Source organism: Iodobacter ciconiae, assembly GCF_003952345.1.
GTDB lineage: Bacteria > Pseudomonadota > Gammaproteobacteria > Burkholderiales > Chitinibacteraceae > Iodobacter > Iodobacter ciconiae.
In genome coordinates, this window is record NZ_CP034433.1 from 1,604,457 (window position 1) to 1,628,028 (window position 23,572).

Sequence of the window (23,572 nt, forward strand, 5' to 3'; positions counted from 1 at the left end):
TTTATATCTATCGCGATCAAAACACTGATTTATATTCAAACAATAAGCTGAATCAATCTATAAAACCCCAACAGCATCAAACTACCACCAAAAAACCAGCGTAAATACTTATTTTTGAACAGATGCCGTAGCTGCTCAGAAAATACAGACATCAATAATAAATTGGGGAGAGTGCCTAAACCAAAAGACAGCATAATCAGCCCACCATGCCAAGGGCTAGCGCTTGCAAGAGCATTTAATGACGCGGTATAAACCAAACCACAGGGCAGCCACCCCCAGAGTGCGCCAACAATGAGCGTATCTGACCAACGTTTAACGGGTAAAAACAGCCTCATATAAGGCTGAATCTTACTCCATAACGGACGCCCTGCTTTTTCCAGAAAAAGAATCTGTGAAGACCAGCCTGCCATATAACTGCCCAATAAAATCAGCAGCAAATTAGCCAGGATAGATAAGCCACTCTTAACCCCCTGCAAGGCAAGCAGCACGGATAAAGAGCCGAGTAGCCCTGCAAGCATGCCAATCAGGCAATAGCCCAATAAGCGCCCAAAATTAAACCCAAAGTGGTAATGCCAACGGGCACCATCCGGAAGTTGCAAACTAAATGCAGCAACAATGCCACCACACATTCCGACACAATGCCCGCCGCCTAATAGACCAGCAAGAAATAATGCAAAAAGATCAAATTCAAGCATTCAATTTATATCAACTTAGAATAGCGCCCTGCAGGTGCGGCATGACGTAAATACCGGTCAAAAACCATTGCAATAGAACGAACCAGAAAACGCCCCTTCGCAGTAATCGTGATTGAATCATCCCTCAGCACAAGCAAACCATCGTCCTGATAGGGGGCAAGCAATTTCAACTCATCTGAAAAATAACTTTTAAAATCAATTAAATAAGATACTTCAACTGACCGAAAACCAAGTTCGAACTGGCACATAAGTGATTGAATTACCGAGCCACGTAAAAAATCATCGTGCCCCATTAACAAACCGCGATCAACAGGCAAGCGGTCCGCATCTAAATACTGATAATACGTATCTAAATCTTTTACATTTTGCGCAAAACAATTGGCGACTTTGCCAATTGCCGACACACCAAAAGCCATCAGGTCACAATCGGCGTGAGTAGAATAACCCTGGAAATTACGATGCAATTGCCCGCGTCTCTGAGCAATAGCCAAAGCATCATCAGGTAGGGAGAAATGATCCATGCCAATATATACATAACCTGCAGCCAGTAGCTGATTCACACTGCTTTGCAGAATATCGAGTTTACCCTCAGTTGAGGGTAATTGCCCAGCATCAATCCGTCTTTGCGGCATAAACCGTTCGGGCAAATGAGCATAACTATACAAGGCCAGCCGATCAGGCCGTAAGGTGAGCACCTTCTCTATAGTTTGATACATGCTGGCCTGGCTTTGATGTGGCAAACCATAGATAAGATCAATGCTTACCGATTTAAAACCATTTGCTCTGGCAGCATCAATCACAATACGCGTTTCTTCTTCACTTTGCACACGGTTAACCGCCTGCTGAACTTCTAAATTAAAATCCTGGATCCCTACGCTCATACGGTTAAAACCAATACTTCCTAGATGCGCTACTGTCGCTGCACTCACCTTGCGAGGGTCAATTTCAATCGAAAACTCACCGTCAGCCTTTAAATCGAAATGGGTGCGAATCCCCTCCATTAACCTGCTCAATTGCAAGTCATTCAAAAACGTAGGTGTCCCGCCGCCAAAATGCAACTGGGAAACCGTGCCACGCTTAGTTAATAATGCCGACTGTAACTTTACCTCTTTAAGGAGATAATCGAGGTATTGATCTGCTTTACTTTGATCCTTGGTGATCACTTTATTACAGGCGCAGTAATAGCAGATAGTATTGCAAAATGGCAGGTGAAAATACAGGGAAAGGGGCTTGATCCGAGTGCCCGGCTGTTGTTGCAGTACACTTTGCTCGTAAGTATGTGCATCCATTACAGCAAATCGATCCGCAGTGGGGTAGGATGTGTACCTTGGGCCTTTCCCATTGTGCTGGCTAATTAAATTTCGATCAAAATCAAGTGGCTGTAATACAGCAACATTATCCTGGAGCATCCTAGTTTCATCCTTTTTATTGTATCGGTGCAGCTTGCCCAGATTCATTTTTCATAACCTTGATCGATATCAAAGTCTACACAAGAAATTGTGCTTACTACGTGATATCGAGAACATGAATTGAAACGCCTCATGACAACGACATCTCACATCCCATTACGTGATCTTAGCCTTAAGCATCTTCGCCAAAGCTGTATCAATTGCAGCTTGCGTGAGTTATGCCTGCCGATCGGTCTTTCAGCGGAAGAAATGCGCGAGCTTGATGCCTTAATTACTCAAGCCAAACCCATCAAGCGGGGTGAGGCTCTCTACCGCGCTGGTGAGCCTTTTCGCTCCCTTTACGCGATCCGCCTGGGCTTTTTCAAAGCCAGTGTCATTTCAGAAGATGGCCGCGAACAGGTAACAGGTTTTCATATGGCAGGTGAGCTAATGGGCATGGATGCTATCAGCTCTGATCTGCACACTTGCGATGCCATTGCTCTGGAAGACAGCGAAGTTTGCGAGTTGCCCTTCTCTGATATGGAAGAATTAAGTCGCCGCATCCCGGTCTTGCAACATCATTTTTATAAACTCATGAGCCGTGAGATTGTCCGTGATCATGGCGTAATGTTGTTACTCGGCAACATGAAGGCAGAAGAGCGCATCGCCGCCTTCTTACTGAACCTGTCACAGCGTTTTGCAATTCGTGGCTATTCTGCCAGCAGTTTTCATTTACGGATGACACGGGAAGAAATCGGCAGTTATCTGGGATTAAAACTAGAAACCGTAAGCCGCTCACTTTCCAAGTTTCAAGAGAATGGCCTGATTAAAGTACAGAACCGCCTGATTGAAATTATTGACTCCGATGCGCTAAAGCAACTCATCAATAACAGCCAACAATAAGCCTCCCATGACCCTTTTAAATGGCCCAGTTCTGTTTTTAGCCCCTGCGGCCATTTTAGAGTCATTGCAATCCCGGCTTACTCCTTTACAACTACCACAACTCATGCTGCTCCCGCTCGATATGCAGGCAAAGATTCCTGCACTCGCCATAAAAGGTCTGCTTATTTCTGCCGGACATCAAAACTTAGAAGATTATTTACACTGTGCACGCTGGGCCGAAACACAAGGCTGGCATCATATTGATCTGTCCCTCACTGGAGAACCTCAGTATGCCACCCAGCTAGGCTGGATGATTGCAGCCAGTGGCACACAGGCCGCACTGAAAGTCGCCGCACCACTTATCGACGCTCTGGCACCAGCAGGACGCAATAGCTGGCTTCATGCCGGAGGTGCGGGTGCAGCAAGCTTTCTGGCGCTATTGCAACACGCTATGATGCAACCACTTATTGAGAGCTGGAAAATCATCTCCCCCGATGGCAAGCCCTCTTCTAAAGTAGATTTAAATGCATTCGCTAAATTACAGGCCACGCAATCACAGGAAATTGCCGCGCTTTGCAAAGCATATTCAGTATTAGCAAACAACAGAAGCCATCAAGCCTTCCATCATCAGCTTACCCTGTTTGATCTGGCTGAGAACCAGGAACCTGCTGCTGCGCTGGCCCAGCTATTAATACAACTTTTAAATTGCAAAAATCAACCATAAACAAATCAATATCTGTCCCATATAAACGCCAATCAAATAAGCTAAATCACAGGCATTCGCATACAAAATGCCCGCCCTATATAGAACGGGTGTGCTTTTAACTCGTACCACCACGACAAGTTACACCAAGCTCTGGCCTTTTTGCTGATTGGCGTTCTTCCCAAGGAAGCGGATAATGCCGAGTCTGCTTATTTTTGCTGTCTTGGATTTGTAAAACATGTCAATTCGATTCATATCCCGAATCAATCACTTATTGCAAACAGCCCGTTTAGCCTGGCTTTGCCCTGCGTTTATTTTGATCGCACTGTTAGGCTTTAACCGTCATATTGCCCTCGCCGCCTGGTTGTGCGCATTTTTTGCTTTAGAGCGAGCCTGGAAACAGCAAAAGCAGTCTGCAACTGAATACCTTGGTTTCACTGTTGCGCTCAGCACGTTAGCAGCAGGGCAAAGCTTATTAAGCTATTCAGCCATTTTATCAGCGCTCTTATTTGCCATTGGTTTGGGCTTGGGTGTTCCGCTTTGGCGCCAGGCCCCCTGGAGTGTCATTCTGGAAAAAACGGGCTTGGCGATAGAAACCGGTGCGAAAGCTATTATTGATAGTATCAAGGCCCAGTTTGATCCCGTGCATCTGGATGAAACTGAAGAGCCCGCAGAAGAGGATTGGGATGAATCTATTGGCTCTCCGGCGGTGTCTACTTTACCAGCAGTAAAAACACCAGAACACGATAGAGCCACGCCCACCGCCCCTGCCATGCCCATTGTGGCAAGACGCCCGGTAGTCAATCTGCTTAAATCTGCCTCTCTTAAATCTATTGAAACAACAACGCAAAACTCACAAGCTATTTGCCGGGAGGAGCTCTTCTCTCACCTTAAAAGCCAGCCTGCCACCACCGCTGCCCCCCCTTTGCCACTCATTGATTTACCGCAAATTAAACAGCACTTGCAAAGTGATCACAGGGTAAAACGCCATATCGAGCAGCCACCTCCTGCGGCGCCAGCGGCTTTACCCCTCATTGCCAGTGAAGAAATTCATCAGCGTTTACTGCATATTCATGGTAAAGCCCCCGAAGCTGCACCAGTGACTGGCCGCAGCCCCAAAACCAACAATAATATTAAATCCAGCCCGCGCCTATTTCAGCTAGAGACTAAACCCGAACCAGCTCCACGCATTGAGCCTACTTTAAATGAAGACCCACCAAGTGCTGCTACGAGACCAGCCCTTGCCAAGATACGGATCGAGCCTTCTGCTGAAACAACCTGGGAGCCCGGTGAAACCATCACCTTACAGCCCATTATTGAGTCTGAGGTGATCGAATCCACCATCTCCGAGCCCTTTCCAGAATTACCCGAGCCACGCCTTGAATTACCCAAAGCAAAAGTTGCCGCCTACCCGGTCGAGCCAATAACGGCTTCCCTTGAACAAGAACCCGTCGCAGGACTACAGCCTTCAGCCCCGCTTACCTGGTCCAAGCCTCCCGCTCCTGCACCATTACCTCCTGCAGAGCCTGTGCACTATAGCGACGACTTTATGCCAACGCTTAGCCTGCTACACCCGCCAGCCCCGGAAATTGAAACCATCAGCCAGGACGATTTGTTAGACCGTGGCATTCTAATTGAAGAAAAACTGGCCGAATTTCGGGTTAAAGCATCGGTATTGGATGCCTACGCAGGCCCGGTAATTACCCGTTACGAAATTGAACCCGCTGTTGGCGTGCGCGGCGCGCAAATTGTCAACCTAATGAAAGATATGGCGCGTGCGCTGGGCCTTGTTTCAATTCGGGTGGTGGAAACCATTCCGGGCAAAACCTGCATGGGGCTGGAATTACCCAATCCCACCCGGCAAATGATTCGCTTATCCGAAATATTATCCTCCGATGTTTATCAACAAAATCAAAGTAAGCTCACCATTGCGCTGGGTAAAGACATTACCGGCGCGCCGATTGTGACCGATCTGGCCAAAGCGCCACATATGCTGGTGGCAGGAACCACGGGCTCGGGTAAATCAGTCGGCGTAAACGCGATGATTTTATCCCTGCTGTATAAAGCCACACCCGAGGAAGTGCGCTTTATTATGGTCGACCCAAAGATGCTGGAATTATCGGTTTACGATGGCATCCCTCACCTGCTGGCACCGGTGGTCACCGACATGAAGCTGGCCGCCAATGCCTTGAACTGGTGCGTCGCTGAAATGGAAAAACGCTATCGCTTACTCAGCACCTTTGGTGTGCGCAATCTGGCTGGCTTTAACCAGAAGGTTCGTGAGGCCGAGCAACGTGGCGAGCGGCTGACCAATCCATTTTCATTAACACCAGACGAGCCGGAAGCCCTGGAGCATTTACCGTTTATTGTGGTGGTCGTCGACGAATTTGCCGATTTGATGATGGTAGCCGGCAAAAAAATTGAAGAGCTGATTGCCCGCCTGGCACAAAAGGCCAGAGCTGCAGGGATTCATCTGGTTCTGGCCACTCAACGCCCCTCGGTGGATGTGATTACGGGCTTAATTAAAGCTAATATCCCGACCCGCCTGGCGTTTCAGGTCTCCAGCAAGATTGATAGCCGCACTATTCTTGATCAGATGGGCGCAGAAGCGCTGCTCGGCCAAGGTGATATGCTATTCCTGCCGCCCGGCTCTGGCTACCCGCAGCGCATTCACGGTGCTTTTGTTGATGATAATGAAGTGCACCGGGTGGTAGAGCACCTCAAGCAATTTGGTGAACCGCGTTATATTGATGGCGTGCTAAATGGCGGGTTTGATGCAGAAGCCAGCGCCTCAAATATCAACAACAATAATGAAGGCAGCGAGAGCGATCCACTTTACGATGAAGCCGTGGCTTTGGTCCTCAAAAGCCGCCGCGCCTCCATCTCGGCCGTACAGCGCCAGCTTAGAATTGGCTATAACCGCGCGGCAAGACTGATCGATCAAATGGAAAACTCCGGCATCGTCAGCCAGATGGAAAGCAATGGCAACCGCACGGTCCTGGCACCGCCTGCGATGGAATCGTGATCATGCAGAAAACCGAATTCTGAGCCACGAATAACACAAAGGGCACGGAGGTTTACTGAGAAAACACAATAAGATCAAGCTTGAGCTTCTTTATGAGTAGTCATTCAAAATGCTGACAATCCGTTTTAACATTCCCGACACCGAAATGGAATTCACCGCCATTCGCGCTCAAGGCTCGGGCGGGCAAAATGTGAATAAGGTTTCAAGTGCGGTGCATTTACGCTTTAACATCACCGCCTCATCGCTTCCTCTGCCACTAAAAGAGCGCCTATTGGCGCTTGGGGACCAACGCATTAGTAAAGAAGGGGTGGTGGTCATTAAGGCGCAGCAATATCGCAGCCAGGAGCAAAACCGTGCGGATGGTATTTTACGTTTGTTTGAACTAATCGAAAGTGTCGCTACCGTCGCCACCCCGCGCAAAGCCACCCGCCCCACCAAAGGATCACAAACCAGACGGCTGGATAGCAAAAACAAGCGTGGAAACATTAAGGCACTAAGGGGCAGAGTAAGTGATTAAGTTAATTTAATAGAAAATACCCGAAGCATAACAATCAAGTATTGATCATCCTAAATAATAGAACCACTTTAATTTGCTGCCCTGGCATCTTTATTTGGCACAAAAAATATTATTTTAAACTTTGCACTGAATATAGGCACGTGGCCTGGATTTTGTATATCCATTTTGAGCTGCATAAGAAACAAGAGCATCACCTTTATCTTGCGATAAAGCCCCCTGCCATAGATCCACAACAATTGAACTTGACTCTCTGGCCCAATTTATTTTTTCATACGGCTTATACAATGTATTCGATAATAATGTAATTGTATGATTACAATCCGGCAGCTGACATGTATAAACGAAAAGCCCTGCTGCAGCTGCAATATTTTTCAACTTTAAAGCAGAAATTGATGCCATTTCTGCACATTGCCCCGGCATTCCCTCTGTTCCCAATACTTTTCTGGCTAAATCAATAATAAATCGATTATCAGATGACGCTTCTGATAATGAAAGGCCATACAGTTTTGCAAGCGCAACCCGGCGCTGACGAATAGCCACTCTATCCAACCCATAACTATATTGTATTACACCGTTTACATTTACAAACGGGCGATCACAGATCGTCACCTTAGGCAGATAAGGTGAAATTTCATTTTTCACTTTTTTAATTAAAGCAAAACGATTCTGCCTACTCACCCTTGGATAATTAAAAGGATTAAAGCCTACACATCCAAGCCCGGAAATTCCAAGCATATGCCCCCATCATTTGAAAGTATGATTACTTAAAATGAATATTACATAAATCGTTAAATCACTCTTTCATAAAACAACCATTCGGGCAACGCCCACCTTTACCAAATATCCTGCATCACTAAATAGGCATGTCACAATCTGTAGCAACAGGTTTTGCCAAGTGTTTTAACACCTGCGCCGCAGCGACAAAACCAAAGCAGCCCGTCACTGCAACTGACGCACCAAAACCGCCTTCGCACCCCAAACCCAGCGCTGCCTGATCGGACTTTTGTCCGCACACGCTCCCGTCAGGCTGTGGGTAAACCAGCTGCTCAGTAGAATACACACACTCTACCCCCATTTTTTTACCCTGCTGAGCAAAGCCATATTCACGGCGCAAAATAGAGCGCACTTTAGCTGCCAGCGGATCATTAATCGTTTTGGATAAGTCAGCCACGACAATCTGCGTTGGGTCACGCTGCCCGCCTGCTCCGCCTGTTGTTACCAATCGAATTTTTCGACGCTTACACCAGGCAATCATCGCGGCCTTGGTTTTAACCGAATCAATAGCATCAATAATTGCGTCGTAACCCCGTCCCAGCGTTTCATCAAAATTATCAACGCTAACAAAATCTTCAATATTATCCACAACACATTCTGGGTTGATTTTTCTAATCCGCTCAGCTAGTGCGGCCACTTTCATCTGCCCATAATTGCCATCCAACGCAGGCAATTGACGATTGGTATTTGAAACACAAATATCATCTAAATCAATCAGAGTGATATGGCCAACACCCGAGCGTGCCAGGGCCTCGGCAGCCCAGGAGCCCACTCCACCCACTCCCACCACACAAACATGAGCCAGCCTAAAACGCTCTAATGCGGGTATTCCGTATAAGCGGGCAATTCCGCCAAAACGACGTTCAAAAGATGTTTCCAAAATTCAGCCTTTTACAAATATTTTGCTTCATATAAATAGATCACTATTTTACCTGAGCCCAATGAAAAAGCGCCCCTTTGGGCGCTGTGTTCATCGGCATGAATCAATATGAATCAACTTTTTGCAGCACGCCGGCGAGATGCGGGCTTAACAACAACCACTTCTTCCGGGGAAACAGGAGGAGCTGTTGGCTGTAATTCATCTTCAGGTGCCGCAGTGCCTTCTTTTCCATAGCCTGGCATTGCCATACCGGTAAATAAATGCCGGGCTCGGTCCTGCAACTGTTGTTGCATATCCACAAACATTGAAGTACTGCTTTCAAGGTAATTATTCATCATATTTTGCATGCCAGGGCCCTGAAACTTCATAAAGTCACCCCACAAATTGGCATTTGAAAGCATCGGGTTTTCACCCGTAATCACAGATTTAGCCTGTGTCTGTAAGCGAGCTTGCATTTCTGCAAAGAGTTGCATGTTTTTTTCCAGGTAATTACCCATCACACCTTGCATGGCATTCCCATAGAACCGAATGATTTGTGTCAGCACATCATAAGAAAACATAGGCATTCCGCCAGCTTCTTCTTCCATTATCACTTGTAGCAGCACACTGCGGGTGATGTCCTCCCCCCCTTTAGCATCCACAATTTGGATATCAATATTATCCAGAACCAACTGTTTTATATCGACCAGAGTGATATAACAGCTGGTGGCCGTGTCATACAAGCGGCGGTTCGGATACTTCTTGATCACGCGTTTTTCCACGCTCATAGCTGCTGCCTCGTGTGTATATATATTGTTGTGAGATGAGGATAGTCCTGACTATCTTTTCATGCAACATGTTGCGGTGCACAATTTATTTGACAAGTGCTTTATCCTCTTCCAGAATAAGTGCTGATTGTGCACTGCATCATAAGTAAAGCGGCGTACAAATCGCTTGTTAAAACTCTAATTCAATAGACCAAAAAGGATCCTTGAAAATGACTACGACACAACAGCAATTTTCCGCGTTCGCTACCGAGCAAGTTGAAGTGGCATTGCGCTTCGCGCGCATTTCCATCGATTCTGCCGAACGGATCTTGAAGCTGCAAGTTGAAGTTGCAAAAAACAATTTAGAAACCAGTGCTAAAAATGCAAATGCACTGGTTACAGTAAAAGATGCTCAAGAAGCATTAACATTACGTCAAAAACTGACCGAATCATCGATCGAGCAAGCAACAAATTATTCCCGCAGCCTTTACGAAATTGCTTCACAAGCGCAAGCCGAGGTTTCACAACTGGTTGAAGAGCGCACTACTGCTTTCAATAAACACGTTGTTTCTGGTTTAGACCAGTTTGTAAAATCCGCCCCGGCAGGCACCGACGTTGCTGTTGCTGCTGTAAAGTCTACGCTGCAAGCCACTGCAGCGGCTGTAGACAGCCTGACCAAAGCGGCAAAACAGGTTGCTGACTTTGCAGACGCTTCTGTTAAAGCCGCAGGTACTGCGACCGCTGATGCAGTCAAGACCGCAGCAAAGAAAACAAACGGCGCGAGCGCTGCAGCCGTTTAATATTCATTACTGTAAGCTGGACCCAAAGCCACGACATCGTCGTGGCTTTTTTATGCCCCAAAAAACCGTTAACATTTCATACGCAACGGCACTAAGCCAAGCTGACGCTGCCGTGAATTAAACATGAGCAGAGCCCTGTTGAATATACAGCAGAACATCCGTTAAATTAAAAAATCATGGAGTACTTAAATGCCGCCTCCTCTCTCTCCGTCAAATAGGTAGTCAGCTGCGCCACTAGTACCCCATAACAAAACCCACCAAATACTTACAATTAATTTTATACTTTTACAAAAAAATTACCACAATGAAAGGCTAGTTATTCAATAAGATCAAGCCCTAAAACTGATGTTTTTTTGGTTTTTTTACCAAGAAAGCCATAGAGTTAATGCAGTAAATGAAAGAGCCTTATACAATCTTGCCTAATTCGCAATGAGGGCTGAGATTGCAATCAGCGGTTCGGGTATGAACAATATATCCATACTGAGTTAGATCAAAAGCCTCTTTTAGATAGGGCCCGCGCCTCATGCACGAAGTTAAGTCAGCCTTTTGATCAATTCTTTTTAAAAAAAATTCCAAAATGGGCACTTAGCGCTTATATATAAATGAATCACCGCAGCGCATTTTAAACCAGCTGATTAATCAGACTGCGCATAACATTAATTTTTCGCTGCATTATTTTTAATTCGCCATCACAAGAAAACATAAGATCAAAGGACCTGCTCCTAATTAAGATCTTTTAAAAGGCGCTTTTGCAGCCAACCTTCTCGTTCTGATGGCACTATTAAAGGCATTATGTAATTTGAAAGACTTAAATCAGAAAAAAGTTCTCCCTCACCCATCTGTACTTTTTTACAGCCCTGATGAAGTGCGCCCAGAGCCCGAAGCATGGCATGTTATGCGTCAAACAGATGAAACCACACTTGCAAAAAAACTGGCCCGTCAGCAGCTAAGGCGAGAAGTGTGGGAAAAAATCAGAAGCCGCGCTATTCAGCTTTCAATTGATGCAGACGATTTATATGAATGGGTGGTAGAACAAGCGGCACTTAAAACACAAAGCCAGCAATTACCCTGGAATGTATTCTAAGCACCGCCGCATTTAATTAATGATGATCTTCATCACCCTGTTGCAGCTGCCACATATGGGCATAATGCGCACCCAGCTCCAGCAGCTCCCGGTGTCGCCCGCGCTCAATGATTCTCCCTTGCTCCATCACAAGGATCTCATCAGCATCGGCGACTGTGGATAAGCGATGCGCCACAATTAAAGTGGTACGATTGGCCGATATTTCTTTTAATTCAGCCTGAATTGCTTTTTCCGTACGCGAATCCAGCGCAGAAGTGGCCTCGTCAAAAATTAAAATAGGCGGATTTTTAAGAATTGTGCGGGCAATTGCAACGCGCTGCTTTTCTCCACCTGATAATTTAAGACCACGCTCTCCAACCAAAGTATCAAAACCTTCCGGTAGCGATAAAATAAAGTCATAAATATGGGCTGATTTTGCGGCCTGAATTACTTCGTCATAACTGGCCTTAGGTTGACCATATGCAATATTGTAATAAATGCTATCGTTAAACAAAACAGTATCTTGCGGCACGATCCCAATATGCGCACGTAAACTGATTTGATTTAGCTGCCGCAAATCCATGCCATTAATACTAATTGCTCCCTGGCTTACATCATAAAAACGATACAGCAAACGGGATAATGTTGATTTGCCCGCTCCGGAGCTCCCCACCACAGCAATAGTTTTACCGGCAGGGATCTCAAAATTCACGGCATGCAAGATTTTTCGATTTACCTCATACGAGAAATCAACCTGATCAAAGCGAATGGCTGCAGATGAAGTCGCTAATAATTGCGCATCCTTAATATCTGTAACTTCGGCGTTCTGCCCCATTAAAGTGAACATCTTTTCCATATCGGCTAAAGAATGTTTAATTTCACGATAAACAAAACCTAAAAAATTAAGCGGAGCATAAAGCTGCAATAAAAAAGCATTCACCAAGACCAAGTCACCCAAAGTCATTGTGCCTTTTACAACACCATCAGCGGCCAATCCCACCAATAACGTCACACCGAATGCAATAATGATTGCCTGCCCGGCATTTAAGAATGATAACGACACCTGATTTTTAACAGCAGCAGATTCCCACACTTTAAGACTGGCATCATAACGCTCGGCTTCCCAGCGCTCATTATTAAAATATTTAACTGTTTCATAATTTAACAAACTATCTACTGCGCGCGTATTGGCCTTCGAATCCATATCATTCATCGTACGGCGAAAACTCATTCGCCATTCGGTAATGCCCAGGGTAAATGCAATATATAAAACAATCGTGCCAAAAGTAATGACCGAAAACCAAACATCGTATTTTTTTAATAAAATACCCGCTACCAGCAAAATTTCAACCAAAGTAGGCAAAATATTAAAGAGGGTAAAATTTAATAAAAATGAAATGCCTTTAGTGCCGCGGTCTATATCACGGCTCATCCCTCCGGTTTGTCGCTCCAAATGAAAACGCAAGCTAAGGCGATGCAAATGTTCGAACACCTGCATCGCCACTTTCCGAATTGCGCCTTGCGTCACTTTCGCAAACACAGCATCACGCATTTCACCAAAAACCGAAGCACAAAGGCGCAATGCACCGTAGCTAAGCACCAGGCTTAGAGGCAACACTAAAGGCATGTGCTTGGGATCTAAACTATCAACAATCTCTTTTAGGACAAGAGGAACAGAAACATTGGCAAATTTGGCCAGAATAAGCAGCGATAGCGCCAAAACAACACGATTCTTATACTGCCAAAGATAAGGTAGAAGAGTAGACAAAGTCTGCCAATCGTTGCGACGGGTTTGGCTCATGAAAATCCATTATTTTAAATAGAAATAAAAAAGGGCGTTGATCGAAACTCAACGCCCAGCGATACCGCTTACAGGCGGCGATGGCAATCAGTGTAAAGTACGCGGCATTGCCAGGACAAACGAAGGAATTTCTGCATCAAACTGGCTGCCATCTGCCGCTTGCATACGATAATTTCCTTGCATAGAGCCAATAGGTGTCGCGATACTGGCACTGCTCATATACTCAAAGTGCTGACCAGGCTCTAACACTGGCTGCTCCCCCACTACCCCCTCCCCCTGAACCTCCTGCACATGATCTTCCATATCCCGAATCACCCAATGGCGGCTCAAAAGCTGAGCCGCTGCCGTGCCGGTATTGGTGATGGTAATGCGATAGGCGAAGGCATAGCGATCAGCAACTTCATCCGATTGCTCTGGCAGATAAAAAGCTTCGGCGTGAACAAGCACGCTATATACAGGGGAATCACTCATTCTTAGCGGTTCTTTTTGTCATCGATAAAGACAATATTACCAAGCTAAAGGCCATAGAGGTAAGGTATCCGTTAAAATGAGTCATAAACCCTGACCTTGGAGACTATTGTGTCAAACTTTCGTATTGCGCCAAGCATTCTTGCTGCTGACTTTGCTCGTTTAGGCGACGAAGTTAAAAATGTGATTGCTGCCGGTGCAGATATTATTCACTTTGACGTAATGGATAACCACTACGTACCAAATTTAACCATGGGCCCCATGTTTTGTGAAGCAATCCGCCCTTATACCACCGCACCAATTGATGTGCATTTAATGGTAAAGCCGGTCGATCGCATCATCCCTGATTTTGCCAAGGCAGGTGCCAACATCATCACCTTTCACCCTGAAGCATCCGAGCATATTGATCGATCCTTAGGGCTGATTAAAGAGCATGGCTGTAAAGCAGGGCTTGTCTTTAATCCAGCGACGCCCCTCCATTATCTAGATTATGTCATGGATAAAATAGATATGATTTTGCTGATGTCAGTCAACCCGGGCTACGGCGGGCAAAGTTTTATTCCTGGGGTATTAGCGAAGGCCAAAGAAGCACGTGCCCGCATTAACGCTTATAGCGCACGTACAGGGCGTGAAATCTGGCTGGAAATTGATGGAGGGGTCAATGCTGGCAATATCGCAGAAATCGCTGCTGCCGGAGTAGACACTTTTGTGGCGGGCTCAGCTATTTTTGGCAAGCCCGATTACAAGGAAGTTATTGACCAGATGCGCCTTGAGCTTGCCAGAGTATGAAGCTATTACATAATCCCCGCTGCTCCAAGAGCCGTGAAGCACTTGCTGTACTGATAGCAAAAGGCTTTCAGCCAGAAATCATTGATTATCTGGCTCACCCCCTTGATGAAGCGGCCATTCGTGCCTTACTCACCCAGCTAGGCGCTGCGCCCATCGCTTTGGTTCGCACTAAGGAAGCACTATGGCTGGAACAATTTGCCCAGGCCTCTTTAGACAATGATGCCATCATTGCTGCTTTAGCGGCGCACCCCAAGCTTATTGAGCGCCCGATCCTCATACATCAGAATCGAGCCGCAATTGGCAGGCCTATTGAAAATATTCTTACCTTATTGGATACACCCGTATGAGTATCAGAGCCTTTGCTTTTGATCTGGATGGCACCCTTGCCGATTCAATTCCCGATTTAGCCCATGCAGCCAATGCCGCCCGCCGCGATGCGGGTCTTACCCAGCTTGAAGAAACGCAGATTGAAAGTTATGTGGGCGATGGCACAGAAAGCCTGATCGCCCGTGCGATGGCAGCAGATATGGCCGCAAGCTTTACAGGTACAGCCGGGCAAAAAGAAGCGCTTGCCCGCTTTGACCAGCATTACCTTAAAGGCCTCACCCTCAGGACCACGCTTTACCCTGGTGTAAGCAGCACACTTAAGGAGCTGCACGATTGTGGCTATCGTCTTGCCATTGTCACGAATAAACCGGAGCGTTTTACCCTGCCTCTCTTAAAAGAGCTGGGCATTGGAGATCTATTCGAAGTCATTGTCAGTGGTGACTCACTAGCTAACCGTAAACCCAACGCTGAGCCATTGCAGTATGCAATGGAAAAAATGGGCGTAAGCGCAGACGAGTTTTTAATGGTCGGTGATTCAAAAAATGACATTCTTGCTGCCCGTGCCGCAGGCTGCAAGGTAGCATTTGTAAGCTACGGCTACGGTGACGCAAAAACCATCCCGAATGCTGATGTGACGCTAACAGGCTTTGATGAGCTGATGAGCTGGCTGGATACGCAGGATTAAGCAATTCCACTCCAAATAAAAAACCCCGCTGCTTTATAAGTAGCGAGGTTTTTTATTAACTGATGTGATCATTACAAGAGAAGAATTAAATCCGTCGATATTCAACATAAGAGAATTCAATCCCCTTGGCACTAAGCTGATGCTCCCTTGCCAGCTCTTTCCATTCAGAGCGATTAAACACTGGGAAATAAGCATCGCCTTCTGGGCTTAAGCTTACCTCAGTTAAATACAGCGTATTCACTAAAGGTAATGATCGGGTAAAAATCTCGCCGCCACCGATAATAAATAACTTTTCCAAGCCCGCCGCCGCTTCCAGAGCCGCCTCAATGCTTAAAAATACTGTAGCGCCTGCTGCCTGCCATTCTGTATTTCGCGTAATTACCCAATGCGGCCGTCCCGGCAATAACCCCGGCAGTGATTCAAAAGTTTTACGCCCCATCAGCATGGGCGAGCCCATAGTGAGGGCTTTAAAGTTTTTTAAATCTTCAGGTAAAGACCAAGGCAAACGGTTTTCTATGCCGATCACCCCGTTTTGCCCAACTGCAGCAATAATCGCAATATCCATTGTGTGTCTCTTAAACCGCAATCGGCGCGCTGATACCTGGGTAAGGCTCATACGCTTCCAGGGTAAAGTCTTCGTATTCAAAACCAAAAATATCTTTTTTTTCTGGGTTTAACCTAAGTACCGGTAAAGCACGCGGTGTGCGGGAAAGCTGCTCATGTACCTGATTCAGATGATTGCTGTAAATATGGCAATCACCGCCTGTCCAGACAAAATCGCCCAATTGCAAATCGCAAACCTGAGCCAGCATCATCACCAGCATGGCGTAAGAAGCAATATTAAATGGCACGCCCAGAAAAATATCCGCGCTACGCTGATAAAGCTGACAAGAAAGCTTGCCCCGCTGATCAGCGTTATCTGCCGCAGCCGGAGCCACATAAAACTGAAAAAATGCGTGGCAAGGTGGCAGCGCCATATTCTCGATCTCGCCTACATTCCAGGCGGAAACAATAATCCGGCGCGAATCAGGATTAGTTTTTAGCTGCTGAATCACCTGGCTAATCTGATCAATATGGCGGCCATCATGCGTTGGCCAGCTGCGCCATTGCGCACCATAGACAGGCCCCAGCTCACCATCGGCAGCAGCCCACTCATTCCAGATACGTACGCCACGATCCTGCAGCCATTTCACATTGGTTTCACCACGTAAAAACCACAGCAGCTCGTAAGCAATCGATTTTAAATGCGTTTTTTTAGTTGTAACCAGCGGAAATCCATCGGCCAGATTAAAGCGCATCTGATGCCCGAACACGCTAATCGTACCGGTGCCAGTGCGATCTTCTTTTCTGACTCCATGGTCTAAAACATGCTGTAGAAGATCAAGATATTGACGCATAAAAAGGAAACCAAGATTATTTTAAAAGACCAGGGGCATAAATTCACCCCTCACGAAATAATAATTAAACACCGGACAATGGTTTTTTTCCATAAAGCCAATCTATTATGAATAATTTTAGTATTAATTTAAATAAATTATTCATTTTTTAAATTAATTAAAATACAAATACATTAAAGATTAAATGGCATTAAAAATCAGATAGCTCGGTTTCTAAAGCCTGATAAATAACATCGGTGATTTCTAACTCTTCTATTCCTGCTGGGGTACGCAGCATCACCACATCCCCTTCTCTTGCCTTGATCAATGCGCGGGCCACCGGGGATGTCCAGCTTATATAGTGACGCTTCATATCAGTTTCATCAACGCCTACAATTGCGACTGTTTCACTGCGACCATCTTCACGTAAATAGCTTACCGTTGCGCTAAAAAAGATTTGATCAGTAACTTCACGCAACTCCGGATCAATCACTTCAGCCAATTCAAGACGTTTAGTCAAAAAACGAATGCGTCGATCGATCTCGCGCAAACGTCTTTTGCCATAAATATAATCACCATTTTCTGAGCGATCGCCATTTGAAGCCGCCCAGTTAATGAGTTGCGTTAATTCGGGGCGCTCTTTTTGCACCAGCTGGGCAAATTCTGCCTTCATTTTCCGCCAGCCGCCCGGAGTCATATAATTTTTACTTCCTGCCGGAACACGCAGCTCAGCAGGAATTTCATCATCATCGGCTTCAGATTCACGAACAAACGCTTTACTCATCACTTACAACCTATTCGTCCGCCTGACGCCCGTTAATTTTCAGACCCGCCCAGCGCATAATACCCAGGATTTCCAACTCGGTCAGCTCGTGAAATTGACCGCGACGCAAGCGGCCCGGCAGCGTCATTGAACCAAAACGAACACGAATCAAACGGCTGACAATCAAACCAAAATGCTCGAACATCCGACGCACTTCGCGATTACGACCTTCTTTCAGCACCACGTGGTACCAGTGATTAAAGCCTTCACCACCGCGTCTTTCCAGGCGGGCAAAGTGAGCAGTGCCATCTTCCAGCTCAATACCTTTGAGCATTTCATTGATTTGCTCTTGAGTCAGCTCGCCAAACACCCGCACAGCATATTCACGTTCTACTTCAAAGCTGGGATGCATCATGCGGTTAGCCAATTCGCCCGATGTGGTAAAGAGCAACAAACCACTAGTGTTGTAATCCAGGCGACCCACCGCCACCCATTTACTGGATTTCAAGCGTGGCAAGCGATCAAATACAGTCACACGGCCTTCCGGATCATCACGGCTAACCAGCTCGCCTTCCTGCTTGTGATACATCACAATGCGCGGCAAGCGATCTGGCCATTTCAGCACCACTTTTTTGCCATCAAAACGAACTTCGTCGCCCAGGCTGACCTTGCTGCCTAAGGCCGCAATCTTACCGTTAACCGACACTTTACCGGCAGCAATTGCGTCTTCCATGGCCCGGCGAGAGCCGTAACCAGTAAAGGCAAGGGCTTTTTGCAGGCGCTCTGCTGGGATTTCTGTCGTCGCAATGCGGCGCTCACGCAATTCTTTTTGCATTTGCAATTCACGCACCGAGCCTTGACGCAATTGCATACGGCGAGCACGACTTACAGTTTTGTATTTGATTTTGCGTGTTTCACCCTCAGGCAGCATACCTGCACTGGCCGCTGCAACTGCCTTATAAGCTTCAAAGGTTGGGCGCTCTGCTTTACCCCCCTGAGGATTTGGCTTGGAGCGCGGAGCACGTGGCATACGCGCTTCCAGAGCTGGCTCGCCCCGGCCACTACGCCCTCCACGACCTTGTGCAGGCACTTCAGCAAAGCCGCCTGTGGCATTGCGACCACGGGGCTTTGCACCCGTTACAGCAGGCTTGCCATAAGCAGGGTTACGGGTAGAGAACTCTTCGCCAGTCGCTTTTCCACCCGTACGTTTGCCTGCGCCAGCAGCCTGTGCGCTACGCTCGCTAGCCTTACGTTCTGCTATAGCGGGCTGGGGGCGACGTGATCGGGTGGTTTTCATGTGTGTTTCTTTCCAAAAAAACGGAGGATTATAACCTGAATACGTGCCTGACACTGCATTCATAGCTCACAATAGCAAACCGCCGATAAATTTATCGGCGGCCGCTGGCTGGGTTTAACGATTTTTACACTCAAAAAAAAGCACCAAACCAATTTATAAAATCATTTACAAAATAGGCCTATCCACTCTTTTTGTTTCAAATTACAGCATTGAGAAAAAGGCAACGCAGCCAAGACTGGTCAGCCCCAGGTTGAACACCTGCCCTTCCAGTGTCTGCCCAGGAGCCAGCTCGGTACTACGTAAAATTTCATGCATCACTTCAATTTCTTTATACCACTTCAATAAACGCGAATTTTTATTCAAAAAACTTTCAATTTCTACCTTTAAAGCATGCTCACCAATCACATAAATAGCTCCCTTATCATCCCCCCGAAATTGCAGAGCAGGAGGAACCGTCACCCCGATCAAGGCAAGGTGAGACTGTAAGTCTTCAGCAAAACGCTTCAGCTCGGAAGCCGCCTTTGCATTCAGCTCTGTTAAAGACAATCCCTCTTCTGGCGAACCATCCGATAAAAAAGAGGCAATCTCAAACAAAGTACTGCCCTGTTGATTACCACTTACAGCAGAAAGTTCAGACACCGTATTCACAGCCACACCCCATTAATTTAAAAGGCACATATATTCAGCAATTCATATTAGCAAACAGCACCATACCCTAGCCGGTATAATTTACATTATTATTGTTTTTTTTGTACTGTGCTCAATTAAAGCAGGAGAAATTTCAATTCCTAATCTGCCAACACGCTAGATCACCATGCGTAGTAAGGTGAATTGATTACAAAAAATAACAAATAATGTTTTTTTACATATTGCCCTCAATTGCAGTATTAAATTTAGTAAAAAAACATTTAATACAACTTCAAAGTAAAGCACAAAGACGATAAAGCAAATCATGTGCTTCACGTGCAGTTAACTCATCAGGATCCACCCCCGCCAGGGCATCCTGAAGCGGATGTGGCTCAGGCTCGATCTGCATGATGCTGGCCGTCGCAAACAGATCTCCCTGCATCCCGCCCTGTACGCTATTAGATTCCAGCTCAAGCAGTTTTTTTCTTGCCTGACGTACCACATCTTTAGGCACACCAGCCAGCTGAGCCACCGCCACACCATAGCTTTGCGATGCCGGGCCTTCCTGTACCGCATGCAAAAACACGATACGATCTTTATGCTCAACCGCATCAAGATGCACATTAGCAACCACTGGATATTCTTGCGCCAGACGCGTCAGCTCAAAGTAGTGGGTTGCAAACAGTGTATATGCACGATTTTTCTCGATTAATGATTTAGCAATCGACCAAGCCAGTGCCAGACCATCAAAAGTAGATGTGCCCCGCCCGACTTCATCCATCAAAACTAATGAGTTTTCCGAGGCATTATTCAGAATATTGGCGGTTTCGGTCATCTCAACCATAAAGGTGGAACGCCCGCCAGCCAGATCATCCGAGGCCCCGATACGGGTAAAGATACGATCAAGCTTACCAATAGTGGCGCTTTGTGCCGGTACAAAGCTGCCGACATGCGCCAGCAATACAATCAGGGCCACCTGCCGCATATAAGTTGATTTACCGCCCATATTAGGACCGGTAATCAGCAGCAGCTTACGCGCTACAGAGAAATCCACACTATTGGGAATAAAGTCATCGATCTGCGCCTCAACCACAGGGTGACGACCGGCCTCGATATGTAAAAACTGCCCTTCCACAAATTGTGGCGCAATATAATTACCGCGCTCAGCGCGATCGGCCAGGCTAGCCAGCACATCGGCAGTAGCCAAGGCTTGCGCCGCCAAGCGTAGTGCGCCCAGAAAGGGCTGCAAGCGCTGCAACAAATCATCATAAAGCGCTTTTTCTAAAACCAAGGACCGCTCTTTGGCGCTTAATGCCTTGTCTTCAAACAGCTTCAACTCGGGCGTGATATAACGCTCGGCGTTTTTCATAGTCTGACGGCGGCGATAATCGTCCGGCACAGCCCCTGCGTAGGAGTTAGTAATCTCAATAAAATAGCCCGCCACGCGATTATATTCGACCCGCAGCGTTGGAATACCTGTACGCTCACGCTCGCGTGCTTCCAGTTCAAGCAAAAATTCGCCGCCATGCGTTTGAATCATGCGCAGCTCATCCAGCTCGCTGCTATAGCCATCGGCAATCACGCCGCCTTCCCTCAGCACCACAGACGGCTCGGCCTGAATAGCGGCAGTCAGCAGCGCAAGAATTTGTGCATCCGGCGATAAAGCCTTAGCCAGCGACGCAAAGAAATCATCCTGCGGCAATACCGCAATCAGGGCAGGCAGTGCGGCCAGGCTATCTCTTAGGCTGGATAAATCACGCGGCCTTGCGCTGGACAAAGCAATACGCGCCGTAATCCGCTCTACGTCTGCCACACAATCCAGGGCAGTGTGAATCGCATCAAATGATGCCGTTGCCAGCAGCGCCGCAATAGCATTTTGCCGCTGCATAATTTTGCTGCTGGATCTAAGCGGATGATGCAGCCAGTGGCGCAGCAAACGTGAACCCATGCCGGTGGCGCATTGATCAAGCAGGGAAAACAAAGTTGGCGAGCTTTCGCCACGTATGGTTTCGGTGATTTCCAGATTGCGGCGCGTGGCGGCATCCAGCTCAATATACTGGCTTTGCGATTCACAGCGCAGCCCGGCCAATACCGGCAATGCGCCACCTTGCGTGCTGCGCACGTACTCCAGCAAAGCCCCCGCTGGCCCGAGTGACAGCATGCCCTCTGTCACACCAAAGCCAGCTAAATCGTGCGTCTCAAAATGACGGGATAAATTGCGCACAGCAGCGGCGGCTTCAAACTGCCAGGGCGGTAATTTACGCAGCACGGCAGTGGCCTGATCAAACAAAGCCAGACCCGCATCATCTGCGATCAGAATTTCGGCCGGGCGCAAACGCTCTAATTCTGAAGCCAGCTTATCTGCCGTTGTATCCATCAGGGCAAAATCCCCCGAGGCAAGCGACAACCAGGCCATACCCATCTTGCCACGTGAAAAACTTAACGCCAGTAAGCGATTTTCAGTTTTAACATCCAGCAAAGCCGTATCGGTCAGCGTGCCAGGCGTGACCACACGCATTACTTTACGCTCCACCGGCCCCTTGCCCGTCACTTCACCAACCTGCTCGCAAATTGCAACCGATTCGCCCATTTTTACCAGGCGCGCCAGATATTGCTCAGCAGCATGATAGGGCACACCGGCCATACGGATGGGCTCACCCGCAGTCTGACCGCGGGTGGTCAGCGTAATATCCAGCAGCTTGGCCGCACGAACCGCATCATCAAAAAACAACTCATAAAAATCACCCATGCGATAAAACAATAATTTATCGGGGTGATCACTCTTTAAACGCAGGTACTGCTGCATAAATGGCGTGTGCGTTGGTTTGGCGCTAGCGCTTGATTTATTTTCCGCCATTTTTTCCCTTACTGAATATTATTTTCAAAGGACACTCTCTGCACGTCAATCTTTTAATTAAGGCAAGCAGCCCAGCCTGCATTATCCAAGCAGCACAGACGCAAGTCCACGAAGGCTGACGGCAAAATAACCAACAGCCATAAAAAAAGCGCCACCTTAAGATGACGCTTTTTAATCACTAAGATAAAAGATAAAACGCGCTAATTACTTATTGTGCTGACGAATCACTGACAGCATCTGACCAAATACCCGCGGTGTACCGCAAAGAATATCGCCAGATTGCAAGAAGCCTTCTTCACCATTTAAATCAGTCACCAAACCACCCGCTTCCTGCACCAGCAAGGAGCCAGCAGCGATATCGACTGTTTTCAGATCAAATTCAAAGAAACCATCGTAACGGCCGCAAGCCACATAAGCCAGATCAAGGGCTGCAGCACCCGGGCGACGCAGCCCTGCAGACTTTTGCGTCATATCGCGGAAAATATTGATGTAGTTTTCAAGATTGTCAAAGCGGGTGTACGGAAAACCAGTGGCGATCAAACCATCTGTTAATTCACGTACTTTAGAAACGCGGATACGGCGATCATTCAGGTAAGCGCCCACACCGCGCGTTGCGGTAAACAAATCATTACGGCAAGGATCATAAACAACGGCCTGGGTAATCACGCCTTTATGTTCCAGCGCAATCGATACCGCGTACTGAGGAACACCATGCAGGAAATTGGTGGTGCCATCCAATGGATCAATAATCCATGTGTATTCTGACTGACCACGGTTGCCCGATTCTTCGGCCATGATGGCGTGCGTTGGATACGCTTCAAGAATAGTATCAATAATCGCTTGCTCAGCCGCACGATCTACTTCGGAGACAAAGTCGTTATGACCTTTTTTTTCAACGCTTAAATGATCCAGATTACTGGAAGCACGCTGAATAATAGAAGCGGCACGGCGTGCGGCGCGCACAGCGGTATTGAGCATTGGATGCATGGCTATTCCTGATTAAAAGTAAAAGATCGACCAACGGGGCAACGGGGCAGGACTTAAAAAACGCGACACAGCATGAATCCCAGTATATATTCGTGCGGATCAAAATCGCATTTCAGGCCCAT

The 23,572-nt window shown here is 47.0% G+C and carries 23 protein-coding genes; 9 read left to right on the forward strand and 14 right to left on the reverse strand.

What is annotated here, in order from left to right; genetic code table 11:
- Window positions 1-35: 35 nt before the first annotated feature.
- Window positions 36-695, reverse strand: coding sequence for a sulfite exporter TauE/SafE family protein (locus EJO50_RS07020; RefSeq protein WP_125972764.1), 660 nt, complete (start codon window positions 693-695; stop codon window positions 36-38).
- Window positions 696-700: 5 nt separating this feature from the next.
- Complete coding sequence (hemN, locus tag EJO50_RS07025; protein WP_125972766.1) at window positions 701-2,104, reverse strand: oxygen-independent coproporphyrinogen III oxidase; 1,404 nt, start codon at window positions 2,102-2,104, stop codon at window positions 701-703.
- A 132-nt stretch (window positions 2,105-2,236) separates the two neighbouring features.
- On the opposite strand from hemN, the gene fnr reads away from it, so the two are divergent.
- From fnr to arfB, 4 genes are all read left to right on the forward strand, one after another.
- Window positions 2,237-2,986, forward strand: coding sequence for a fumarate/nitrate reduction transcriptional regulator Fnr (fnr, locus tag EJO50_RS07030; protein ID WP_125972768.1), 750 nt, complete (start codon window positions 2,237-2,239; stop codon window positions 2,984-2,986).
- Between the two features lie 7 nt (window positions 2,987-2,993).
- Window positions 2,994-3,689: a hypothetical protein gene (locus tag EJO50_RS07035; RefSeq protein WP_125972770.1), complete on the forward strand. Its 696-nt coding sequence runs from the start codon at window positions 2,994-2,996 to the stop codon at window positions 3,687-3,689.
- Window positions 3,690-3,906: 217 nt separating this feature from the next.
- Window positions 3,907-6,693 (forward strand): DNA translocase FtsK, encoded by a 2,787-nt coding sequence (locus EJO50_RS07040; protein ID WP_125972772.1) that lies wholly within the window; start codon window positions 3,907-3,909, stop codon window positions 6,691-6,693.
- Between the two features lie 109 nt (window positions 6,694-6,802).
- Window positions 6,803-7,210: an alternative ribosome rescue aminoacyl-tRNA hydrolase ArfB gene (arfB, locus tag EJO50_RS07045; RefSeq protein ID WP_125972774.1), complete on the forward strand. Its 408-nt coding sequence runs from the start codon at window positions 6,803-6,805 to the stop codon at window positions 7,208-7,210.
- Between the two features lie 114 nt (window positions 7,211-7,324).
- Here arfB and EJO50_RS07050 read toward each other — a convergent pair whose 3' ends face one another.
- The 3 genes from EJO50_RS07050 to phaR form a co-directional block, all read right to left on the reverse strand.
- Window positions 7,325-7,945: a hypothetical protein gene (locus EJO50_RS07050; protein ID WP_125972776.1), complete on the reverse strand. Its 621-nt coding sequence runs from the start codon at window positions 7,943-7,945 to the stop codon at window positions 7,325-7,327.
- Window positions 7,946-8,063: 118 nt separating this feature from the next.
- The gene (tcdA, locus tag EJO50_RS07055) at window positions 8,064-8,864 is read right to left on the reverse strand and encodes a tRNA cyclic N6-threonylcarbamoyladenosine(37) synthase TcdA (RefSeq protein ID WP_125972778.1); all 801 of its coding nucleotides are present in this window, start codon (window positions 8,862-8,864) and stop codon (window positions 8,064-8,066) included.
- Window positions 8,865-8,977: 113 nt separating this feature from the next.
- Window positions 8,978-9,631, reverse strand: a complete 654-nt coding sequence (gene phaR / locus EJO50_RS07060; protein WP_125972780.1) for a polyhydroxyalkanoate synthesis repressor PhaR — start codon at window positions 9,629-9,631, stop codon at window positions 8,978-8,980.
- A 209-nt stretch (window positions 9,632-9,840) separates the two neighbouring features.
- On the opposite strand from phaR, the gene EJO50_RS07065 reads away from it, so the two are divergent.
- Complete coding sequence (locus tag EJO50_RS07065) at window positions 9,841-10,410, forward strand: phasin family protein (RefSeq protein ID WP_125972782.1); 570 nt, start codon at window positions 9,841-9,843, stop codon at window positions 10,408-10,410.
- A gap of 895 nt (window positions 10,411-11,305) precedes the next feature.
- The gene (locus tag EJO50_RS07070; RefSeq protein WP_125972784.1) at window positions 11,306-11,494 is read left to right on the forward strand and encodes a hypothetical protein; all 189 of its coding nucleotides are present in this window, start codon (window positions 11,306-11,308) and stop codon (window positions 11,492-11,494) included.
- 16 nt (window positions 11,495-11,510) lie between these two features.
- Here EJO50_RS07070 and EJO50_RS07075 read toward each other — a convergent pair whose 3' ends face one another.
- Both EJO50_RS07075 and apaG read right to left on the reverse strand, forming a co-directional pair.
- Window positions 11,511-13,274, reverse strand: a complete 1,764-nt coding sequence (locus EJO50_RS07075; RefSeq protein WP_125972786.1) for an ABCB family ABC transporter ATP-binding protein/permease — start codon at window positions 13,272-13,274, stop codon at window positions 11,511-11,513.
- An 87-nt stretch (window positions 13,275-13,361) separates the two neighbouring features.
- On the reverse strand, window positions 13,362-13,745 hold the full coding sequence (apaG, locus tag EJO50_RS07080; protein ID WP_125972788.1) for a Co2+/Mg2+ efflux facilitator ApaG/CorD: 384 nt from the start codon (window positions 13,743-13,745) through the stop codon (window positions 13,362-13,364).
- Window positions 13,746-13,853: 108 nt separating this feature from the next.
- On the opposite strand from apaG, the gene rpe reads away from it, so the two are divergent.
- Genes rpe through EJO50_RS07095 form a run of 3 tightly spaced genes read left to right on the forward strand, consistent with a single transcriptional unit; the run spans window position 13,854 to window position 15,543 of the window.
- Window positions 13,854-14,531, forward strand: a complete 678-nt coding sequence (gene rpe, locus EJO50_RS07085; RefSeq protein ID WP_125972790.1) for a ribulose-phosphate 3-epimerase — start codon at window positions 13,854-13,856, stop codon at window positions 14,529-14,531.
- On the forward strand, window positions 14,528-14,878 hold the full coding sequence (arsC, locus tag EJO50_RS07090; protein ID WP_125972792.1) for an arsenate reductase (glutaredoxin): 351 nt from the start codon (window positions 14,528-14,530) through the stop codon (window positions 14,876-14,878). Before rpe ends, arsC begins: the two co-directional genes overlap by 4 nt.
- Window positions 14,875-15,543, forward strand: a complete 669-nt coding sequence (locus EJO50_RS07095) for a phosphoglycolate phosphatase (RefSeq protein ID WP_125972794.1) — start codon at window positions 14,875-14,877, stop codon at window positions 15,541-15,543. Before arsC ends, EJO50_RS07095 begins: the two co-directional genes overlap by 4 nt.
- Before the next feature lie 85 nt (window positions 15,544-15,628).
- On the opposite strand, the gene EJO50_RS07100 is transcribed toward EJO50_RS07095, so the two are convergent.
- The 7 genes from EJO50_RS07100 to EJO50_RS07130 all read right to left on the reverse strand — a co-directional run bounded on the left by EJO50_RS07100 (window position 15,629) and on the right by EJO50_RS07130 (window position 23,450).
- Window positions 15,629-16,108: a dihydrofolate reductase gene (locus tag EJO50_RS07100; protein ID WP_125972796.1), complete on the reverse strand. Its 480-nt coding sequence runs from the start codon at window positions 16,106-16,108 to the stop codon at window positions 15,629-15,631.
- A gap of 10 nt (window positions 16,109-16,118) precedes the next feature.
- On the reverse strand, window positions 16,119-16,940 hold the full coding sequence (locus EJO50_RS07105) for a thymidylate synthase (protein WP_125972798.1): 822 nt from the start codon (window positions 16,938-16,940) through the stop codon (window positions 16,119-16,121).
- Window positions 16,941-17,130: 190 nt separating this feature from the next.
- Window positions 17,131-17,703: a transcription elongation factor GreB gene (gene greB, locus EJO50_RS07110; protein WP_125972800.1), complete on the reverse strand. Its 573-nt coding sequence runs from the start codon at window positions 17,701-17,703 to the stop codon at window positions 17,131-17,133.
- A gap of 10 nt (window positions 17,704-17,713) precedes the next feature.
- The gene (rluB, locus tag EJO50_RS07115) at window positions 17,714-18,979 is read right to left on the reverse strand and encodes a 23S rRNA pseudouridine(2605) synthase RluB (RefSeq protein WP_233702187.1); all 1,266 of its coding nucleotides are present in this window, start codon (window positions 18,977-18,979) and stop codon (window positions 17,714-17,716) included.
- A gap of 201 nt (window positions 18,980-19,180) precedes the next feature.
- Window positions 19,181-19,627, reverse strand: coding sequence for a hypothetical protein (locus EJO50_RS07120; protein ID WP_125972804.1), 447 nt, complete (start codon window positions 19,625-19,627; stop codon window positions 19,181-19,183).
- 271 nt (window positions 19,628-19,898) lie between these two features.
- Complete coding sequence (mutS, locus tag EJO50_RS07125) at window positions 19,899-22,463, reverse strand: DNA mismatch repair protein MutS (protein WP_125972806.1); 2,565 nt, start codon at window positions 22,461-22,463, stop codon at window positions 19,899-19,901.
- Between the two features lie 204 nt (window positions 22,464-22,667).
- On the reverse strand, window positions 22,668-23,450 hold the full coding sequence (locus EJO50_RS07130) for an inositol monophosphatase family protein (RefSeq protein WP_125972808.1): 783 nt from the start codon (window positions 23,448-23,450) through the stop codon (window positions 22,668-22,670).
- Between the last annotated feature and the right edge of the window lie 122 nt (window positions 23,451-23,572).

Bases quoted from the DNA above. Each gene is read 5' to 3' on its own strand.
- EJO50_RS07020 (WP_125972764.1), bottom strand. From the start codon at position 695: ATGCTTGAATTTGATCTTTTTGCATTATTTCTTGCTGGTCTATTAGGC.
- hemN (WP_125972766.1), bottom strand. From the start codon at position 2,104: ATGCTCCAGGATAATGTTGCTGTATTACAGCCACTTGATTTTGATCGA.
- fnr (WP_125972768.1), top strand. From the start codon at position 2,237: ATGACAACGACATCTCACATCCCATTACGTGATCTTAGCCTTAAGCAT.
- EJO50_RS07035 (WP_125972770.1), top strand. From the start codon at position 2,994: ATGACCCTTTTAAATGGCCCAGTTCTGTTTTTAGCCCCTGCGGCCATT.
- EJO50_RS07040 (WP_125972772.1), top strand. From the start codon at position 3,907: ATGTCAATTCGATTCATATCCCGAATCAATCACTTATTGCAAACAGCC.
- arfB (WP_125972774.1), top strand. From the start codon at position 6,803: ATGCTGACAATCCGTTTTAACATTCCCGACACCGAAATGGAATTCACC.
- EJO50_RS07050 (WP_125972776.1), bottom strand. From the start codon at position 7,945: ATGCTTGGAATTTCCGGGCTTGGATGTGTAGGCTTTAATCCTTTTAAT.
- phaR (WP_125972780.1), bottom strand. From the start codon at position 9,631: ATGAGCGTGGAAAAACGCGTGATCAAGAAGTATCCGAACCGCCGCTTG.
- EJO50_RS07065 (WP_125972782.1), top strand. From the start codon at position 9,841: ATGACTACGACACAACAGCAATTTTCCGCGTTCGCTACCGAGCAAGTT.
- EJO50_RS07070 (WP_125972784.1), top strand. From the start codon at position 11,306: ATGCGTCAAACAGATGAAACCACACTTGCAAAAAAACTGGCCCGTCAG.
- EJO50_RS07075 (WP_125972786.1), bottom strand. From the start codon at position 13,274: ATGAGCCAAACCCGTCGCAACGATTGGCAGACTTTGTCTACTCTTCTA.
- apaG (WP_125972788.1), bottom strand. From the start codon at position 13,745: ATGAGTGATTCCCCTGTATATAGCGTGCTTGTTCACGCCGAAGCTTTT.
- arsC (WP_125972792.1), top strand. From the start codon at position 14,528: ATGAAGCTATTACATAATCCCCGCTGCTCCAAGAGCCGTGAAGCACTT.
- EJO50_RS07095 (WP_125972794.1), top strand. From the start codon at position 14,875: ATGAGTATCAGAGCCTTTGCTTTTGATCTGGATGGCACCCTTGCCGAT.
- EJO50_RS07100 (WP_125972796.1), bottom strand. From the start codon at position 16,108: ATGGATATTGCGATTATTGCTGCAGTTGGGCAAAACGGGGTGATCGGC.
- EJO50_RS07105 (WP_125972798.1), bottom strand. From the start codon at position 16,940: ATGCGTCAATATCTTGATCTTCTACAGCATGTTTTAGACCATGGAGTC.
- greB (WP_125972800.1), bottom strand. From the start codon at position 17,703: ATGAGTAAAGCGTTTGTTCGTGAATCTGAAGCCGATGATGATGAAATT.
- rluB (WP_233702187.1), bottom strand. From the start codon at position 18,979: ATGAAAACCACCCGATCACGTCGCCCCCAGCCCGCTATAGCAGAACGT.
- mutS (WP_125972806.1), bottom strand. From the start codon at position 22,463: ATGGCGGAAAATAAATCAAGCGCTAGCGCCAAACCAACGCACACGCCA.
- EJO50_RS07130 (WP_125972808.1), bottom strand. From the start codon at position 23,450: ATGCATCCAATGCTCAATACCGCTGTGCGCGCCGCACGCCGTGCCGCT.